Source organism: Arthrobacter sp. BGA-UO-ETr-C19 (genome assembly GCF_059568005.1).
On sequence record NZ_JCAQPC010000020.1, the window covers coordinates 106,012 to 123,987 of the forward strand.

General features: G+C 67.0%; 16 protein-coding genes. 1 reads left to right on the top strand and 15 read right to left on the bottom strand.

Annotated features, from left to right (window positions below):
* The 10 genes from AC57BR_RS12755 to dxr form a co-directional block, all read right to left on the bottom strand.
* Entirely contained in the window at positions 1-1,449 is a 1,449-nt protein-coding gene (locus AC57BR_RS12755) for a pyridoxal phosphate-dependent decarboxylase family protein (protein ID WP_496361069.1), read from the bottom strand.
* A gap of 60 nt (positions 1,450-1,509) precedes the next feature.
* The gene (locus AC57BR_RS12760; RefSeq protein ID WP_496361071.1) at positions 1,510-2,304 is read right to left on the bottom strand and encodes a sulfite exporter TauE/SafE family protein; all 795 of its coding nucleotides are present in this window, start codon (positions 2,302-2,304) and stop codon (positions 1,510-1,512) included.
* A gap of 15 nt (positions 2,305-2,319) precedes the next feature.
* A complete protein-coding gene (locus AC57BR_RS12765; RefSeq protein WP_496361073.1) occupies positions 2,320-4,131 on the bottom strand; it encodes a proline--tRNA ligase in 1,812 nt (603 codons plus the stop codon).
* Positions 4,132-4,410: 279 nt separating this feature from the next.
* The gene (locus AC57BR_RS12770) at positions 4,411-5,298 is read right to left on the bottom strand and encodes a GNAT family N-acetyltransferase (protein WP_496361175.1); all 888 of its coding nucleotides are present in this window, start codon (positions 5,296-5,298) and stop codon (positions 4,411-4,413) included.
* Positions 5,261-6,427: a flavodoxin-dependent (E)-4-hydroxy-3-methylbut-2-enyl-diphosphate synthase gene (gene ispG, locus AC57BR_RS12775; RefSeq protein WP_003805892.1), complete on the bottom strand. Its 1,167-nt coding sequence runs from the start codon at positions 6,425-6,427 to the stop codon at positions 5,261-5,263. The genes AC57BR_RS12770 and ispG overlap by 38 nt, the downstream gene beginning before the upstream one ends.
* 39 nt (positions 6,428-6,466) lie before the next feature.
* On the bottom strand, positions 6,467-6,760 hold the full coding sequence (locus tag AC57BR_RS12780) for a YciI family protein (protein WP_496361076.1): 294 nt from the start codon (positions 6,758-6,760) through the stop codon (positions 6,467-6,469).
* A 25-nt stretch (positions 6,761-6,785) separates the two neighbouring features.
* The gene (locus AC57BR_RS12785; RefSeq protein ID WP_496361078.1) at positions 6,786-7,322 is read right to left on the bottom strand and encodes a hypothetical protein; all 537 of its coding nucleotides are present in this window, start codon (positions 7,320-7,322) and stop codon (positions 6,786-6,788) included.
* Positions 7,319-8,017 carry a MarR family transcriptional regulator gene (locus tag AC57BR_RS12790; RefSeq protein WP_496361080.1) on the bottom strand — a complete coding sequence of 233 codons (699 nt, stop codon included), beginning with the start codon at positions 8,015-8,017 and terminating at the stop codon, positions 7,319-7,321. The genes AC57BR_RS12785 and AC57BR_RS12790 overlap by 4 nt, the downstream gene beginning before the upstream one ends.
* An 86-nt stretch (positions 8,018-8,103) precedes the next feature.
* Positions 8,104-9,435 carry a M50 family metallopeptidase gene (locus AC57BR_RS12795; protein WP_496361081.1) on the bottom strand — a complete coding sequence of 444 codons (1,332 nt, stop codon included), beginning with the start codon at positions 9,433-9,435 and terminating at the stop codon, positions 8,104-8,106.
* A 19-nt stretch (positions 9,436-9,454) separates the two neighbouring features.
* Entirely contained in the window at positions 9,455-10,669 is a 1,215-nt protein-coding gene (gene dxr, locus AC57BR_RS12800) for a 1-deoxy-D-xylulose-5-phosphate reductoisomerase (RefSeq protein WP_496361083.1), read from the bottom strand.
* 119 nt (positions 10,670-10,788) lie between these two features.
* Between dxr and AC57BR_RS12805 the strand changes: the two genes are divergently transcribed.
* The gene (locus AC57BR_RS12805) at positions 10,789-12,234 is read left to right on the top strand and encodes a lipase maturation factor family protein (protein WP_496361177.1); all 1,446 of its coding nucleotides are present in this window, start codon (positions 10,789-10,791) and stop codon (positions 12,232-12,234) included.
* A gap of 78 nt (positions 12,235-12,312) precedes the next feature.
* Here the strand turns inward: AC57BR_RS12805 and AC57BR_RS12810 are convergent, their stop codons facing one another.
* From AC57BR_RS12810 to AC57BR_RS12830, 5 genes are all read right to left on the bottom strand, one after another.
* A complete protein-coding gene (locus AC57BR_RS12810) occupies positions 12,313-14,877 on the bottom strand; it encodes an ATP-dependent Clp protease ATP-binding subunit (RefSeq protein WP_496361085.1) in 2,565 nt (854 codons plus the stop codon).
* Between the two features lie 106 nt (positions 14,878-14,983).
* Positions 14,984-15,814: an HpcH/HpaI aldolase/citrate lyase family protein gene (locus AC57BR_RS12815; protein ID WP_496361087.1), complete on the bottom strand. Its 831-nt coding sequence runs from the start codon at positions 15,812-15,814 to the stop codon at positions 14,984-14,986.
* Positions 15,815-15,829: 15 nt separating this feature from the next.
* Positions 15,830-16,381 (bottom strand): MaoC family dehydratase, encoded by a 552-nt coding sequence (locus AC57BR_RS12820; protein WP_496361089.1) that lies wholly within the window; start codon positions 16,379-16,381, stop codon positions 15,830-15,832.
* Positions 16,378-17,118: a CoA transferase subunit B gene (locus AC57BR_RS12825; protein ID WP_496361091.1), complete on the bottom strand. Its 741-nt coding sequence runs from the start codon at positions 17,116-17,118 to the stop codon at positions 16,378-16,380. The genes AC57BR_RS12820 and AC57BR_RS12825 overlap by 4 nt, the downstream gene beginning before the upstream one ends.
* Before the next feature lie 2 nt (positions 17,119-17,120).
* Positions 17,121-17,963 carry a CoA transferase subunit A gene (locus tag AC57BR_RS12830; protein ID WP_496361093.1) on the bottom strand — a complete coding sequence of 281 codons (843 nt, stop codon included), beginning with the start codon at positions 17,961-17,963 and terminating at the stop codon, positions 17,121-17,123.
* Between the last annotated feature and the right edge of the window lie 13 nt (positions 17,964-17,976).

Genomic DNA, 17,976 nt, shown 5'->3' on the forward strand with positions numbered 1-17,976 from the left:
TCAGGGCGCGCCCGACTGGACGGCTTCGACGGCCGTCCGCACCGCATCCACCGCAGTGGCGACGTCGTCGGCGTCGGTGGTCCAGTTGCTGACAGATATCCGCACCACGTCCCTGCCATGCCAGCGGGACCCGGACATCCACACCTTGCCGTCAGCGATGAGCCGATCCGCCACGCGCCGGGTTGTGTCGTCGTCGCCGAAGGCCACCGTGATCTGCGTGTAGCCGACGTCGTTGAGCACTTCCACCCCGTCAATGGCGGTGAGCTTTTCCGCGAGCTGGGCAGCGGAGGAAGCCAGGCGGCGTATCTGTTCGGCAACGCCGTCCCTGCCCAGGGACCTCAGGGCCGCCCAGACAGGCACTCCCCTGGCCCTGCGGGAAAGCTCCGGCACCCGCTGGCTGGGATCACCGGAGCCGTCAGCATCCTGGAGGAGGTAACTGGCATTCAGCCCCATGGCACTGCGCAGCGCCTGGGCGTCCCGAACCGCGACGACGCCGCAGTCGTACGGGACGTTGAGGCTTTTGTGGGCGTCAGTGGCCCATGAGTCAGCCCCTTCCACACCCGCGGTCAGCCCTGTGAGCTCCGGGACGGCCGCGGCCCAGAGTCCGAAGGCCCCGTCCACATGCACCCAGGCGCCGTGTGCTTTTGCCACCGCGACGGCTGCGGCGAAGGGATCGAAGGCCCCGGAGTGGAGGTTACCGGCCTGCAGGCACACGAGCACCAGGGCAGGCCCCGGACTCCGGTCCCCGCCAGAGTGGTCCGCGGAAGCATGTTCCAGGGCGATCCGGTCCAGGGCACAGTCCAGCTCCGCGGCGTCGATGCGTCCCTGGCTGTCGGCCGGAACCACGGTGGGGCTGCCCATTCCCAGGTATCTCAGCGCAAGGTCCACCGTCTCGTGCCGTTCTTCCCCCACCAGGCAGTGGATCCGCGGCGCGCCGAAGAGTCCGTCGTGTTCCAGGTTCCAGCCGGCGTCCTTCAGGAGCCGCCACCGGGCGGCCGCCAGCCCCGTGAAGTTGGCCATGGTGGCTCCGGTGACAAAGCCGACGTCGGATTCCTCCGGCAGGCCCAACAGCTGCAGCAGCCAGTGCCCGGCGGCATCCTCGATGGCGGCAATGGCGGGGGTGGCGTAGCGGAGCACCGAGTTCTGGTCCCAGGAGCTGACCAGCCAGTCGGCCGCCAGCGCAGCCGGCAGGGTGCCGCCGATGACCCACCCGAAAAAGCGTCCGGACGGCATGGCCATCAGGCCCGGCTCGGCGTGGCGGGCCAAGTAGTCCACCACGTCCGCCGGAGCCATGCCGGACTGTGGCAGCGCTCCGTCGAACGCTGCGGCAAGCTCCCGGGCTGCCTGCTGCGGACCTACCCGGCGGCTGGGCTGGCTTTCCAGCCAGCGCGTGGCGTGCCGGACGGCCGCAGCCAAGGCATCCCGGTACGGTTCTGCACCGGCTGACATAGAGGCATGCTACGCCGTCGCTGGGCAGCCCGCGAGGAATACCTCCGCAGGGGGCCAGGTTCAGGCGAAGTTCTCCTGCCAGACGTCGAAGGCGAGTTTGACGATCAGGGCGAAAACCACCACAAGGAACACCGCACGGACGAACTTACTCCCCTGCTTTACTGCAGTGCGCGCGCCGAGATAGCCCCCGGCCATGTTGGCCGCGCCCAGCAGCAGGCCCACTCCCCAGAGCAGGGACCCGTGCGGGAGGAAAAATATGAGCGCCCCGGCGTTCGTCGCCATGTTGACGATCTTTGCCTTGGCGCTGGCCTCCAGGAAGGCGTACCCCATCGCCGAAACCAAGGCGATGACCAGGAAGGATCCGGTGCCGGGCCCGATCAGGCCGTCATAGAACCCGATCACGGCGCCGATGGCGCAGGCAACGACGTAGTGTGTTCGGCCGTCGTGCCTGAGCTCGGTGAGGTGTCCGGCGTCGGGCTTAAGCGCCGTGAACAGCGCGACGGCGACCAGGGCCACCACGATGATCGGCTTGAACACCTCCGCCGGCAGCCGGGTAGCCAGGACCGCCCCGCCAAAGCTGCCCGCCAGCGCGATCGCAGCCATGGGCACGGCCGTCCTCAGATCAGGCCGGACCCGGCCGTAGTAGGTCACGGCGCTGGTGGTGGTGCCGAAGATGGAGCCCATCTTGTTGGTGGCCAGTGCCTGCACCGGGGTGATCCCCGGCACGAGCAACAGCGCCGGCAACTGCAGCAGGCCGCCGCCGCCCACGACGGCGTCCACCCAGCCTGCGGAGAAGCCAGCCACCACTATCAGGACAATTGTGGCGAGCTGGATCGACTCGAACCCCGAAACCACTTAGAGGATCGGCGGTCAGTTGCTGCGGACGGCGTTGACCACGTAGTCAACGGCCTTGTCCACGGCCACGTTTTCAGCCTCGCCGCTGCGGCGGTCCTTGATTTCGACGACGCCTTCCGCCAGTCCGCGGCCGACGGCAAGGATGGTAGGCACGCCGACAAGCTCGGCGTCGCCGAACTTCACGCCGGGGGAAACCTTGGGCCGGTCATCGTAGATGACGTCCAGGCCCGCGCCTTCCAGCTCGAGGGCGAGCTGCTCCGCGGCAGCGAAGATCTCCTCGCCGCGGCCGACCGCCACCACATGCACGTCGGCGGGAGCCACGGAGCGGGGCCAGACGAGGCCCTTCGCGTCGTGGTTGGATTCCGCCAGCGCGGCCACCGCACGGGTGACACCCACGCCGTACGAACCCATGGTGACCACCACCTGCTTGCCGTTCTGGTCCAGGACCTTCAGTTCCAGCGCTTCGGCGTACTTGCGGCCCAGCGCGAAGATGTGTCCCATCTCGATGCCGCGGGCCGTTTCGAGGGGTCCCGAGCCGTCCGGGGCTTCATCACCGGCGCGGACTTCGGTGCATTCAATGACGCCGTCCCACGTGAAGTCGCGGCCGGCGACGAGCCCGTAGACGTGCTTGCCGGCCATGTTGGCACCGGTGATCCATGCCGTGCCGCTGACGACGCGCGGATCCACCAGGTAGACGAGCTTGGCTGCGCCTTCCAGGCCCAGGAGGGGTGCGTCCAGTGACATGCCCGGGCCGAGGTAACCGCGCACGATGAGCGGGTTGCGGGCCAGGTCCTCCTCGCCCGCGGCTTCCACGGCGATCTCGCCGGCGACGGGGAGGTAGGCGCCGATGTTGGCCTCGACGCGCTTGAGGTCGACGCCCCGGTCTCCGGGGACGCCGAGGACCACGATCTGGCGTTCCCCGGTGGGCAGGGTGACGGCGAGAACAACGTTCTTGAGGGTGTCAGCGGCGGTCCAGGGGCCGCCGTCGGCCTCGCTGCGCGGCATGAGCTCGTTGGAGGCGGCCACCAGCGTGTCGATCGTGGGAGTGTTCGGGGTATCCCAGATCTGGGCGGCCGGGGCGCTGGTGAAGTCGATCTCGGCGGGAACCACGGTGGTCACGGCTTCGACGTTGGCGGCGTAACCGCCGGCCGAGCGCACGAAGGTGTCCTCGCCGACGTCGGTGGGGTGCAGGAATTCCTCGCTCCTGGAGCCGCCCATGGCGCCGGCCGTGGCCGTCACGGGGATGACTTCCAGGCCCAGCCGCTCGAAGATCTTCAGGTACGCCGCACGGTGGGCGGAGTAGCTGGCGTCCAGCCCGGCGTCGTCGACGTCGAACGAGTAGGAGTCCTTCATGATGAATTCGCGGCCGCGGAGGAGTCCGGCGCGGGGACGTGCCTCGTCGCGGTACTTGTTCTGGATCTGGTAGATGCTCAGGGGCAGGTCCTTGTACGAGGAGTACAGGTCCTTCACCAGGAGGGTGAACATCTCCTCATGCGTGGGGGCCAGCAGGTAGTCGCCGCCCTTGCGGTCTTTCAGCCGGAACAGCCCTTCGCCGTACTCGGTCCAGCGGTTGGTCGCCTCGTAGGGCTCCTTCGGGAGCAGCGCGGGGAAGTGAACTTCCTGGGCGCCGATGGCGGCCATCTCTTCCCGGATGATCTGCTCCACCTTGCGCAGGACGCTCAGTCCCAGCGGCAGCCAGGTGTAGATGCCAGGAGCCGCGCGGCGAATGTATCCCGCGCGCACGAGCAGGCGATGGCTGGCCACTTCTGCGTCGGCGGGGTCTTCACGCAGGGTGCGCAGGAAAAGCTTGGAGAGTCGAAGAACCACGGGTAGGTGTCCGTTTCTGGGGGAAGTGCTGATTGTCTGGGTACTAATCTACCGGCTGGGCAGCAGTACAGGTTCCGGGCCCTGTGGTAGCCGAACAGAAAAGCCACGCCCCGCAGAAGAAGCCCCTGGCCGTTTCCGGCTGGTCATCCCTGCGGTGGCGTGGCTTCGCGGCCGGTCATGCCGCTAATTCTCGAGAGACCACCCGAGTCCGTAAACGCGGTTAGAACGAACCTATGTGATAGCCGTCACCGATTCCAAATCCGCTTGGCTTGCCGCAATCTAGAAGAGAACTGTAGCGAAGGTCCCCACCTGGCGGAAGCCGACGCGTTCGTACGTTGCCCGTGCCCGGGAGTTGTAGTCATTGACGTACAGGCTGGTGACGGGTGCCATTTTCTGGGCCAGCAGCACCACGGCCGCCATATAGCCGGCGCTCAGCCCGCGTCCCCGGTGGGTGGGATTCATCCATACGCCCTGCACCTGCGTGACCTCGGCCGTGACGGCGCCGAGTTCAGCTTTGAACACCACTTCGCCGTCCTCCAGGTGGACAAGGGAGTGGCCCTGGCGGATCAGGCCTGCCACCCGGCGGCTGTAGAAGTCGCGGCCGCCGAGGTAGGGCGAGTAGCCAACCTCCTCCTCGAACATCGCGGCGCAGGCGGGGAGGATGGCGTCAAAGTCTGCGTACTGCCCATATCCCAGCTGCCAGTTCGGTTCGACGGCGGGAGGGCCGGTGATGGTCATGAGCGGCTGGTCGGGCCGTACCTCGTGGGCCAGGTGGCCCAGCTCCTCCAGGTGGCGGTGCAGGGCAAGGACCGTGCCGGCCGGTCCGAAGATCGACGCATACCGGCGCCCGAAGCGGTGGGCTGCAGCGGCCACCGGTCCGGCCAGTTCGGGGTCCAGCTGGACGGGGACCAGGTTGGCGCCTGCCCAGCAGGCGCCAACCAGCACGTCGTCGTCGAAAACGCCCAGGACGTTGGCCCCGCCCGGGGTGGGCGCCGCGGAGTCCGTGGACTCCAGGTGCGCCAAAATGAACACGTTGGCTACGGGATCTGTCTCTGCCAGTTCACGGAGTTGACGGGTGTCCGCAACACCCAGCACCCGGACGGTGGCACCGTCCGGCGCCGGGCCGTCCTTATGAGACGCTAACCACGGGGCTACCCTTGACAGCATCTTCGCCATCGGCCTCCCCCATCTCTTCCGCGATACGCATGGCCTCTTCGATCAGTGTCTCAACAATCTGGCTCTCGGGGACAGTCTTGATGACCTCGCCCTTCACAAAAATCTGGCCCTTGCCGTTGCCCGAGGCGACGCCGAGGTCAGCTTCGCGTGCTTCACCCGGACCGTTGACGACGCAGCCCATGACGGCGACGCGCAGCGGGATCTCCATTCCCTCGAGGCCGGCGGTGACCTGCTCGGCGAGGGTGTAGACGTCCACCTGGGCGCGTCCGCAGGACGGGCACGAGACAATTTCCAGCTTGCGGGGCCGCAGGTTCAGCGACTGCAGGATCTGGTTGCCCACCTTGATCTCCTCGACCGGAGGGGCGGAGAGGGACACGCGGATGGTGTCGCCGATGCCGCGCGAGAGGAGTGCGCCGAAGGCTGTGGCCGACTTGATGGTTCCCTGGAAGGCGGGGCCGGCCTCGGTCACGCCGAGGTGCAACGGCCAGTCGCCCTTCTCGGCGAGCATTTCGTAGGCCGCCACCATGACCACGGGGTCATTGTGCTTGACGGAGATCTTGAAGTCGTGGAAGCCGTGCTCCTCGAACAGCGACGCTTCCCAGACCGCCGACTCGACGAGGGCCTCCGGGGTGGCCTTGCCGTACTTCTTCAGGATGCCCGGTTCCAGCGATCCGGCGTTCACGCCAATGCGGATGGACGTGCCGTGGTCCTTGGCCGCCTTGGCGATCTCCTTGACCTGGTCGTCGAACTTGCGAATGTTGCCCGGGTTGACGCGCACTGCCGCGCAGCCGGCCTCGATGGCTGCGAAGACATATTTCGGCTGGAAGTGGATGTCAGCGATGACCGGGATCTGCGACTTCCGGGCGATGATCGGAAGCGCTTCAGCATCATCGGCGGATGGGCACGCCACGCGGACGATGTCGCAGCCGGACGCGGTCAGCTCGGCGATCTGCTGCAGTGTGGCGTTGATGTCGGTGGTGGGCGTGGTGGTCATTGACTGCACGCTGATGGGGAAATCGGAACCGACGCCGACGGAGCCCACTTTGATCTGGCGCGTCTTGCGGCGCGGGGCAAGGACGGGCGGCGGTGCGGATGGCATTCCCAGGCTGACCGAGGTCACGTGGACTCCTTGAATTCGAAAATCGGTGGTGCGGGACGGCTAGGCTGCGTGCTCAGCCAGGAGGCCGGTCACGGGTGCCCATTCGGTGGTTCGGATGCCGGAAATGACGCCCGCAGCAGCGAAGGGATCCTGCCGCAGGATCTCGTTGAGTGCAGCTTCGTCGGCCGCCTTGAAGATGAGCAGGGCGCCGGCACCGTCGCCGTAGGGTCCGCTGGCAAGAAGCGTGCCGTCCTGCGCGAGTCCTGCAGTCCATTCACGGTGGGCGGGCCGGGTGGCCGCACGCGTTTCGGAGGACTCGGCGTCGTATACGTACTCAACAGCAAAAACAGTCATAGAGATACCCTATCCCGCAGCCGGGCTAGCCGAGGAGCACGACCTTCGTGAAGGCGGCAACTCCCGCCGCCCACAGCATCGAGGCCAGGGTGCCGATGATGAACCGCTCCGCGGCCACGGGCGTTTCCTTGAGTTCCGCGAACCGGCCCAGGCCCTTGATGGCCACCACGTAGGCGATGGCCACAGGCTGCCCGGTCAGGATGGCAAGGCAGACAGCCAGCCGCTCGAGCACGCCGATGATGGCGCCGCCCCGGAGAATCCGTGTGGCCGAAGCGCCGCCTCCGGGTGCCGGCGCGGCATCCGTGCCTGCGTCCACCGTAATATCGCCGTTCACTGTATTGGCCCGGTCCCCTGTGGCCCGGTCCCCCGGGCTGTCCGCGGCAGCGGGGCTGTCCACCGTCACATCGGCCGAGGGATCGTCGGTGGCGTCCCGGCCAGCGCCGGCCGCGGCGGCATCGGCTTTGTCGTCGATGGTACGGGCCAGCCGGAAAACCAGGGCCGTGACAGGCCAGCCCACGAATCCGGCCGTCAGCATGGCGGCTGCGATCCAGACAGCGTTCACGGTTCTCCTCGATTGTTGTTGCCGCTTCGGTGATTCTGCGCGGCGTGGGCCTCCAGGATGAGGCCGTGGGCGGTTGCCAGCAGCATTTCCACCGCCGGCCTTGCCGCCCATTCTTCCTGCCAGCCCGACCGGAGGACGGCCCGGCTCACCGACTGTTCACTGATTCCCAGTTCCCGGGCAACCTGTTTCTGGAATCCGTGACGCCCGGGACCCTGCTCCGCCGTGGCTCCGCTTTTCGCGCGGAGCGCATCCACCACGCGCCATTGGGCCTCCGTCCGGTCCTGCACCAGCCTGCCGACGAGCCGCAGCACTGCCTCCGCATTGGCGCAGGCCACCGTTCCCTCACCCCGCGGGGCGCCCGCGACCACGGCCGCGGGGACATGGCTCGCAGCTGACTTGGCCCGCTCCACCGCCCGGCGCGCGGCAACAAAGGCGGGTCCGGACCCTTCGCGGGGGCTGGCGTCCGGCGCCAGGGTTCCGGGGCCGACGCCGATTCCCACGTACCAGTGCCCGCTTCGCAGGGCATGCAGCGCGACGTCGACCACCAGGGCAGGGTCCTGCAGAACCCCCTGCACCTCGTCGCCGACGGAACGTTCAAAGCGGACACCGGGATGGCTGCCGAGGGCTCCAAGGAGCTCCGGCACACGGTCCACATCATTGGTGCTGCCACGCTGGTCGATGGTCAGAACGTACATAACTAAACCGTATCCGGCTTATATTTGAAAATCAATCATTTAGAGCTGATTTGGCGGATTCATCCGTCAGGGGTGATATACACACATCACCCGAAGAGATTGACCGGTTTCACGATGTCCGCATAGATCAGCAGCGCACCCATTCCCATGAGCAGCGCGGCCACCACGTAGGTCACAGGCAACAGCTTCGCAATATCAAAGGCGCCCGGGTCGGGTTTGCCGAGCAGCTTCGCCACCCGGCGCCGCACGGCCTCATAGAGTGCGCCGGCGACATGGCCGCCGTCGAGCGGGAGCAGCGGGATCAGGTTGAAAACGGCAAGGGCAAAGTTAAGCCCGGCGAGGAGCCCCACCAAGGCGGCAAGCCGGGCCTGGGCGGGCACTTCCTCCATAGCGGCCACCTCGCCGGCCACACGGCCTACGCCCACCACACTGATGGGGCCGTTGGGATCGCGGGGTTCTTCGCTGAACGCCGCCTTGGCGACGCCGGCAACCCGGGCAGGCAGATTAAGCACCACCCCGGCCACCTGCTTGATGTTCTCCCCTGCCATGGGCAGGACGGACGACGCCGGCTGGGGAACCAGGGCGGTCTGCGCACCGATGCCCAGGAAGCCGACGTCCTGGTACAGGAGATTTCCGGCGTCGTCCTTTGCCTGGCGCCCGTCGGCTCCAACGACAGGGCGTGCGGACAGGACAGGGGTGACGGTGCTGGTCACCGGGGAGCCGTTGCGCTTCACGGTGATGGACACTTCCTTGCCGGCGGAAGCCCGGATCCAGCCCGTGAGCTGGTCCCAGCTGGTCACGGGTTTTCCGTCGAATGAGGTGATGACGTCATTGGGCTTGAGCTGGGCTGCAGCGGCCGGAGTCGGCTTGCAGTCGGCCGAGTCAGGGTCGACGGTCTCCCCCGCCTTCACCTGGCACTTGGAAACATCCGCGATGGTGGTGGTGGGCTCGGAGATGCCGAAGCCCATCAGCAGCACGGCCGTAAGCACGAGGCCGATCAGCACGTTCATTGCCGGCCCGCCGAGCATGATGATGATCTTCTTCCAGACCGGGAGCCGGTAGAACACGCGGTTCTCGTCCCCGGCACCCACATCTTCATGGGCCATGGAGCGGGCCTCGCTGGCCAGCGTCTGGAACATGCCGGTGCTGGACGGGCGCACCGAGCCGTCCTCCTTGTTGGGCGGGTACATGCCGATCATCGACACATAGCCGCCAAGCGGCAGCGCCTTGAAGCCGTACTCGGTCTCACCCTTTCTGGTCGACCAGAGGGTGGGGCCGAAGCCGATCATGTACTTGGTGACGCGCACCTTGAACAGCTTGGCGGGCACCAGGTGGCCCACCTCATGCAGCGCTATCGATACCGCGATGCCGAGCGCCACAAAGACGACACCAAGAATAAAGAGGATGACGGGACTCATGCTTCAGATCTGCTGCTTCCTAGAGACTGCTCACTGCTAAACGTTCGTGGGTGCGCGCACGTGCCCATTTCTCAGCATCGAGCACGGATCCGACCGTCAGCCCGGAGGAACCCGAATGTTCGCTGAGGACGGCTTCGATGGTGTCCACGATGCGCGTGAACCGGATGTGTCCGGCGTGGAAAGCCGTCACGGCTTCCTCATTGGCGGCGTTGAATACAGCGGGGTAGGTGCTTCCCTGCCTCGCGGCGTCCTTGGCCAGCCGGACGGCGGGGAAGGCGGCGGAGTCCAGCGGCTCGAACGTCCAGCTGGTGGCGCGGGTCCAGTCGCAGGGGGTTGCAGCGTTGGGCACCCGGTCCGGCCAGCCCAGGCCAAGCGCAATCGGCAGACGCATGTCCGGCGGCGACGCCTGGGCGATGGTGGAACCGTCCACGAACTGCACCATCGAGTGGATCACGGACTGCGGGTGGACCACGACGTCGATCCGGTCCAGCGGGATGTCGAACAGCAGGTGCGCCTCAATGACTTCAAGGCCCTTGTTCACCAGGCTGGCTGAGTTGGTGGTGACCATCAGGCCCATATCCCAGGTGGGGTGGGCCAGCGCCTCCTCCGGCGTCACGGCGAAGAGCTGTTCGCGGGTACGGCCGCGGAAGGGCCCGCCCGAGGCCGTCAGGATGAGCTTGTCCACCTCAGCGGCGGTACCCGAGCGCAGGCACTGGGCGATGGCGGAGTGCTCGGAGTCAACCGGCACGATCTGTCCCTCCGCGGCGGCGGCTTTGACCAGCGAACCGCCAACGATCAGGGATTCCTTGTTGGCGAGCGCCAGGGTGGCGCCGGTTTCCAGCGCGGCCAGCGTGGGCGCCAGCCCGATCGAGCCCGTGATGCCGTTGAGCACCACGTCCGCCTTGACGGCGGCGATCGTGGTTGAGGCGTCGGGGCCGGCGATGATCTCGGGACGGTACTGCCCGATTCCTGCCTCGCGGGCGGCGTCGTTGATCAGGTCCCGGAGTCGCCCGGGATCGCCTTCGGCGATGCCGACGGCGGCGGCCCGGGTGTGCACGGCCTGCCGGGCGAGGAGTTCGAGGTTGCCGCCCCCGGCGCTCAGCGCCACAACCTCAAAAAGATGGGGGGCGCCGTCGACGACGTCAATCGCCTGGGTGCCGATGGAACCGGTGGATCCGAGGATGACAATGGTGCGCGGCTGGCTGGCTGGACGGCTGGAGCCGGAAGTCTGCATGGCTTAAGTATCCCGCACCGCCAGTGGCCGACGGACGTGCGGGGACCGGCGAGGGCGGGCTGCGCGGCACCATGCCGCAGCACCTTGACGCGCTTCCGCGCCGGGGTAACGTGGTGCCCGTGGACTGGGCCGCGTGGTTCGATGCGCCGGACTATGAATTCGCCCGGCAGGTGCTGCAGCGCGGTGTTGCCGCACTCTATCTTGTTGCGTTCCTCTCCTCCCTCAACCAGTTCCCCGCCCTTCTCGGCGAGCGCGGACTCCTTCCAGTTCCGGACTACTTGAAATCGTTCAGCCGGATGCGCCGGCCCACCCTGTTCCGCTGGCGCTACTCGGACCGGCTGTTCCGGGCTGTCTGCGCTGCGGGTCTGGTCATCTCGGGCGTCCTGGTCCTCGGCCTCCCCCAGCTGGGTCCGCCCTGGCTGCCGCTGATCGCGTTCCTGGCGCTGTGGCTGCTGTACATGTCAGTGGTCAACGTTGGGCAGACGTTCTACGGGTTCGGCTGGGAAATGCTGCTACTGGAGGCCGGCTTCACCGTGGCCTTCCTGGGATCCGACCAGACCGATCCGCCCCGGACCGTCCTGATCCTCGTGGCCTGGCTGGTGTTCCGGCTGGAATTCGGGGCCGGCATGATCAAGATCCGCGGCGGCCGGGAGTGGCGCGACCTCACGGCCCTGTACTACCACCACGAGACCCAGCCGATGCCAGGACCTCTCAGCCGGCAGGCGCATCTGTTGCCGAAGTCCTTCCACCGGCTGGAGGTGGTGGGCAATCACTTCGCCCAGCTGGTGGTGCCGTTCTTCCTCTTCGCACCGCAGCCGCTGGGCAGCATCGCGGCGGGGATCATCATCTTCACCCAGCTGTGGCTGGTGGCCAGCGGCAATTTTGCGTGGCTGAACTGGATAGCGATCGTGCTGGCCTTCGCCGGCGTCAGCGACCCTGTGGCGCACGCGGTGCTGCCGGTCATTCCGCTGGACTGGCACACCACCGGGGAGACGCCGCTGTGGTGGCTCATCATCACGCTGGCCGCGTCCCTGCTCCTGGTGGTCCTTAGCTACTGGCCCATCCGCAACCTGTTCTCCCAGTACCAGCTGATGAACGCCAGCTTCAACCGCTGGCAGCTGGTGAACACCTACGGCGCGTTCGGCACAGTAACGAAGCAGCGCATCGAGGTGGCGGTGGAGGGCACCCTGGACGAGGAGCCGGACGAGGCGGCCGACTGGCGCGAGTACGGCTTCAAGGGAAAACCCGGCGAGGTGCACCGGCTCCCCCGCCAGTGGGCCCCCTATCACCTGCGGCTGGACTGGCTTATGTGGTTCCTGCCCCTGCGCACGGTCCACGAGGAATGGTTCTACGCCTTCCTCGGCAAGCTGCTCGAGGCTGACGCAGCCATGCTGCGGCTGCTGCGCCATGACCCGTTCGACGGCGAACGCCCCCGTTGGGTGCGCGCCCGCACCTATCTGTACCGTTTCGCCACCCGGGCGGAGTTCCGGGAGACCGGCCAGCGCTGGATCCGGACACCTCTATACGAGGCAATCCCGCCCATTTCCCTGCGGGCAGGGAAATAGCAGATGATTTCGGAAGCAGCCTGCGGGGCGGGCGCTGAGATTCGCTCCGCACCCGCCCCGGCCGGTTCCCACCGACAGCTACGCCGCGAGGGGCAGCATCTGGATGCCAGAGCTGACGCTGATCTCCGCGCCCTGAACGGAAACTGCGACGCTTCCGCCAGGCTGCACCTCGGACGCCACCAGCAGGTCGGCGATGCGGTCGTCCACCTCGCGCTGAATTACACGCCGCATGGGACGCGCACCGTATTCCGGTTCGTAGCCCCGCGCGGCAATCCAGTCAACGGCCTCCCCGGTCACGGTAAAGCCGATCCCCTGCGCATGCAGGCGGGCTTCGGTCCCGTTCAGCATGAGCCGGACGATCCGGCGTAGCTGCGCCTGGTCAAGCTTGCGGAACAGGACGATCTCGTCGAGTCGGTTGATGAACTCCGGCCGCATCGATTCACGAAGCCGGGCCATCACGCGTCCGTGCAGGGCCCGCTCCGAACCGGCGGCTCCGTCGCTGGCCTGGATGGCGAATCCGGCCGGGCCCGCCTTGCTGGCGAGGAACTCGGATCCGAGGTTCGACGTCATGATGATCACGGTGTTGCGGAAGTCAACGGTGCGCCCCTGCCCGTCGGTCAAACGCCCATCATCCAGGACTTGGAGCAGGAGGTTGAACACGTCCGGATGGGCCTTCTCAATCTCGTCCAGCAGCACAATCGAGTACGGATTCCGCCGCACCCGCTCGGTCAACTGGCCGGCCTCGCCGTAGCCGACGTATCCGGGAGGCGCACCGACCAGGCGGCTGACGGTGTGCCGTTCGCCGAACTCACTCATGTCGAAGCGGACCAAGGCGTTCTCGTTGCCGAAGAGGGACCGGGCCAGCGCCTTGGCCAGTTCGGTTTTACCGACGCCCGTGGGCCCGAGGAACAGGAAGCTGCCGATCGGCCTACCCTCCGCGCCCATGCCGGTGCGGTTGCGGCGGACGGACTTGGCGATGGCCGTTACGGCATCATCCTGCCCGATGACCCGCTCATGCAGTTCCTCTTCCAGCTTCGCCAGCCGTTCCCGGTCACCCTCGGTAATGCGGCTTGCCGGGATGCCCGTGGCCCTGGAAATGATGTCAGCGATGCCCGCTTGGTCGACCACCGCAGGGACGGCACCGGGGGCCGCCCCGGCGTCGATCTTCTCCTTCACGGATGCGATCTCGTCCCGCAGCCGGGACGCCTCCTCGAACCGCTCGTCAGCGACGGCGGCATTCTTTGATTCTTCCAGGGCGGTGAGGCGTTCGCGCAGGGCATTCAGTTCACCTGCACCGCGCCGCAGGCTCAGCCGCGCTCCCGCCTGGTCGATGAGGTCAATGGCCTTGTCCGGCAGGAAGCGGTCCGTGACATATCGTGCGGACAGCTCAACCGCCGCCCGGATGGCAGCATCGGTGTACTGCACGCCATGGTGTTCCTCGTACCGGTCCTTCAGCCCAGCCAAAATCTGGATGGCATCCTCAATGTCCGGCTCACCGATGTGGACGGGCTGGAACCGCCGCTCGAGGGCCGGGTCCTTTTCCACCTTGCGGTATTCGTTCAGCGTCGTGGCCCCGACCAGATGGAGTTCGCCGCGTGCCAAGCGGGGCTTCAGGATGTTGCCCGCGTCCATGCCTCCCTCACCCGCCCCGCCGGCACCAATCACTGTGTGCAGTTCGTCGATGAACAGGATGATGCTGCCCGCGTGGCCGCTGATCTCGTCCATCGCCTTGGTAAGCCGCTCTTCAAAGTCGCCCCGATACCGCGTGCCGGCGAGCATGGCAGGCAGGTCCAGTGCAATGACGCGCTTGCCTCGAAGCTGCTCGGGAACCGCGCCTGCGGCAATGGCCTGCGCCAGGCCCTCAACAATGGCGGTTTTGCCCACGCCGGCCTCGCCGATCAGGACCGGGTTGTTCTTGGTCCGGCGGGCGAGGATCTCGATGGCCTGTTCGGTCTCCTCCGAGCGCCCGATCACCGGATCCAGTCCGCCTTCGCGGGCACGCGCCGTGAGGTCCGTGCCGTAGGTGTCAAGGGTGGGCGTCGCCGGGGCGGGCCCGGTGGCCTGCTGGCCGGACGCCGGCGAACCTGGTCCGCCTGCGGATCCGCCATCAGGTTCTGCCTCAGTGGCTCCCGACTGGAAGGACTCGGGCGTCACGCCGGCGGCCATGAGGATCTGGCCTGTTGGCGCCTCCTGGTTGAGCACCAGGGCGACGAACAGGTGATCGGGATCGATGTAGGTAGAACCGAAGGCACGCGCGACTTGGTGGGCGTCAAGCAGGGCCCGCTGGGCCGACGGCGTCAGGGCGGGTGCTCCGTCCACTGCGACACCTGACTTTTCGGGCAGCCGCTCGTCTGCCGCCTGGGCGACTGCGGCGGGGTCAGCACCTGCGCGCCGCAGGTAACCGGCGGCGGGTTCGGCCTGCACCATCACGCGAAGAATATGCAACGCGTCGACTTCGCTGTGGCCATGCTCCATGGCGAACCGGGCAGCGAGGGCAAGCACCTCATGGGTACGGCGGCTCAGCAACCGGGTGAGGTCCCGGGCGCGCGCCGACCTGGCAGCCCGCTGGCCCTGAAGGTAACGGGCAAAAAACTCATCAAACGAACCGTTGCCGGAACTGGCAGGCCCGAAAAGCGTAGGCATTCAACCTCCATAGAAACTTGAGTGTACTTGACTCAAGTCTTACTCGTGGAGATTTATTCCCCTGCCGCCTGTGGCCCTCTCCCGGGCTCTCTTCTTCCCTGGACAGTTAGCGGGATCTGGCCAGCACCGACTCCGCGTGCCGCAGGATGGGCCCGTCGATCATCCTCCCCTGATACTGGAACACGCCGGTTCCGGCAAGGCGTGCGGCTTCTAGGAGTTCCCTGGCCGCGGCGACGTCCCGCTCGGAGGGCGCGTACGCCTCCCGGACGGCGGCCACCTGCCTGGGGTGGATGCAGGCCTTGGAGCCGAATCCGGAGGCAGCGGCGTCCCGGGCCTCGGCGGCAAGCCCGTCGAGGTCGGGGATGTTCACGTAGACCGCGTCCACGGCCTGCTTGCCGGCTGCGCCCGCTGCCAGGAGAACGGAGGAGCGGGCATGCAGGGCAACGGCGCGGTACCCGCCGTCGTCGTTCCTGCTGGAAGTGCCGCCGAGGGAGGCCAGCAGGTCCTCGGCCCCCCACATCATGGCCACCACGTTGGGTTCGGCAGCAATGGCGGGTGCGTGGACCACGCCCGCGGCCGTCTCGCACAGGGCAATCACATGGAAGTCCGGCAGCGCCCGGAGCTGGCTCGCGCTCTCCGCCTTAGCGAGCATGACGGTGCGGTAGGGCGTGTGGGCCAGGCAGTGCAGGTCCTTCTCGAAGTCCTCGGTGCCGGCCGGGTTGATCCTGATGATGGTCCGGCTGGGGTCCAGCTCCGGCCCCTCGCCGGAGCCGCCGAGCTGGGCCAGGATGGCACCCCGTGCCCGCTGTTTGTCCGGCGCCGCCACGGCATCCTCGAGGTCCAGGATGACGGCGTCGGCGCGCTCGGCAGCCTTTTGGAAGCGTTCGGGGCGGTCGGCAGGGCAGAAAAGCAGGGCGGGGCCCATCACAAAAGTCATACAGCCATTGTCCGATTATTTGCCCCGCTGCGCCTCTATATGCGCCTCGCGCGTCCACACCAGGCAGCTGCGCGTGGCCAGTGCCACCACGGTTCCGTCCTGGTTGCGGCCGGTGTGCTGCATGGTGACCACTCCCTGCCCCGGCCGTGACCCGGAGAGCCGCTTGCCGGTGATGACGGTCTCCGTATAGAGCGTGTCGCCGTGGTAGAGCGGGTGCGGGAAGGAAACGTCGGTCAGTCCCAGCTGCGCAATGATGGTGCCCTGGGTCAGCTGGCCGACGGACTGACCCACCACCGTCGCCAGCGTGAACATCGAGTTGACTAGCCGCTGGCCGAAGGGCTGGCCCGCACTCCACGCAGCATCCAGGTGCAGCCCCTGCGTGTTCATGGTCATGGTGGTGAACAGCACGTTGTCCGTCTCCGTGACGGTCCGCCCCGGCCGGTGGGCGTAAACGACGTCTTCCTCGAGTTCCTCAAAGTAGAGCCCGCGCTGCTCAACGACGCGGGCGCCACCGGTGGATGAGCCTGTCGAAACCCCGGCAGCACTCTGTTCAGGGTTCGGCGTCATACGGTAAGTTCCTGGTCTTCCTCGAACAGCTCCGCACCGGTAGCCGCGGCAACATCCTCCGCCGACACATTGGGGGCAAGTTCGCGCAGGATCAGGCCGTCGGGTGTCACGTCGAGGACGGCGAGGTCGGTGATGATGCGGTCCACGCAGGCCTTGCCCGTCAAAGGCAGCGAACAGCGATCCACGATCTTCGGTTTCCCGCTGCGGTCCACGTGCTCCATCATGACAATCACTTTTTTGGCGCCGAAGACCAGGTCCATGGCGCCGCCCATCCCCTTGACCATCTTTCCGGGGATCATCCAGTTGGCGAGGTCCCCGTTGGCGGCCACCTCCATGGCGCCGAGTACGGCCACGTCCACATGCCCGCCGCGGATCATGCCGAAGGACTGCGCGGAGTCGAAGAACGCCGCGCCCTTGTTGACGGTGACGGTCTCCTTGCCGGCGTTGATCAGGTCCGGGTCCACCTCGTCCTCGCCGGGGTAGGGGCCGACGCCGAGGATTCCATTCTCCGAGTGCAGCACCACTTCAACGCCGGCCGGGATGTAGTTCGGGATGAGCGTGGGCATGCCGATCCCGAGGTTCACGTACTGGCCGTTGCTCAGCTCCTGGGCCACGCGGGCGGCGAGCTCGTTGCGCGTCCAGCCCTTGCCCTCGGGGTGGGATGTGGCGGCGCGCCGGTACTCATGACGGACGGCTTCGGGGCGGGGCGGCGCCCCCTGCGAGGTGTTCGACTCCATGGCTACGCTCCTGCCTGTTCGGTGGTGCCGGTGGTTCCTGCTGCGCCGGTGATTCCTGCTGCGCTGGTGGCTCCTGACTGGGTGGCCGACGCCGCTGACAGTGCCACCGTCCGCTTTTCAATGCGCTTCTCGGACTCGGGCACCACGACCACCCGCTGCACGAAGATGCCGGGCAGGTGGACGTGTTCGGGATCCAGCTCGCCCGGCTCCACGAGTTCTTCCACCTCCGCGATGGTGATCCGCCCTGCCATGGCGCAAAGGGGGTTGAAGTTCATGGCCGTGGCGTGGAAGACCAGGTTCCCGTGGCGGTCGCCCTTCCAGGCGTGGACCAGGCCGTAGTCGGGGGTCAGCGACTCCTCCAGGACGTAGTCGACGCCGTCGAAGCTCCGCACTTCCTTTGGCGGTGACGCGATGGCGATGCCTCCGTCGGCGTCGTATTTCTGGGGCAGGCCGCCGTCGGACACCTGGGTCCCCACCCCTGCCTTGGTGTAGAAGGCGGGTATGCCGGCGCCGCCGGCACGCAGCTTCTCGGCCAGGGTTCCCTGCGGGGTCAGGACCACTTCCAGTTCGCCGGCGAGGTACTGCCGGGCGAACTCCTTGTTCTCCCCCACGTACGAACTGACAGTCCGGCGGATCCTGCCGTCCCTGAGGAGGATTCCCAGGCCCCAGTCGTCCACGCCGCAGTTGTTGCTGACGGTCTCCAGTTCCTTGGTGCCATGGCGGTGAAGGGCATCGATGAGCGCCACCGGGATCCCGCACAGTCCAAAACCCCCGACGGCGAGCGACGCGCCGTCGGATATGTCGGCGACCGCTTCGTCAGCGCTGGCAACAACCTTGTCAATCATCGTTGATCCTTTC